This window comes from Pseudoalteromonas sp. S1609, assembly GCF_005887255.1.
In the GTDB taxonomy this organism is placed as follows: Bacteria; Pseudomonadota; Gammaproteobacteria; order Enterobacterales; family Alteromonadaceae; genus Pseudoalteromonas.
The window spans coordinates 1-400 of record NZ_PNDJ01000015.1 but is presented as its reverse complement, the minus strand read 5'-3'; the positions used below and the strand labels follow the sequence as shown (position 1 = coordinate 400).

Here is a 400-nt window from a genome sequence, read left to right as displayed (position 1 = left end):
TTCATCTCTAGAAGTGGCTCTGCAAGAGTTAAATTGCAACTCAATGAAGAGTTTAAAATAACTACCATTTCTTTGATTAATTCAAAGTGATAATGCGGGAGTGGCGGAATTGGTAGACGCGCTGGATTTAGGTTCCAGTATCTTAGGATGTGAGAGTTCAAGTCTCTCCTTCCGCACCATATTCTTAACTAGAATTAAAACTCATCCAAATTTATAGTTGGGATATCGCCAAGCGGTAAGGCACCAGGTTTTGATCCTGGCATTCCCAGGTTCAAATCCTGGTATCCCAGCCAACAATGGCTAAGTAGCTCAGCTGGTTAGAGCACATCACTCATAATGATGGGGTCACAGGTTCAAATCCCGTCTTAGCCACCATTTCTTTTCTAGAAGTGGCTCTGCA

At 42.5% G+C, this 400-nt stretch carries 3 tRNA genes; all 3 read left to right on the top strand.

The annotated features are described in order from the left end of the window. Positions 1-94 precede the first annotated feature (94 nt). The 3 genes from CWB76_RS05175 (at position 95) to CWB76_RS05165 (ending at position 375) form a co-directional block, all read left to right on the top strand. Positions 95-179 (top strand) — tRNA-Leu (locus tag CWB76_RS05175). A gap of 39 nt (positions 180-218) precedes the next feature. Beyond that, a tRNA-Gln gene (locus CWB76_RS05170) sits at positions 219-293 on the top strand. A gap of 5 nt (positions 294-298) precedes the next feature. Continuing rightward, positions 299-375 (top strand) — tRNA-Met (locus CWB76_RS05165). Positions 376-400 lie beyond the last annotated feature (25 nt).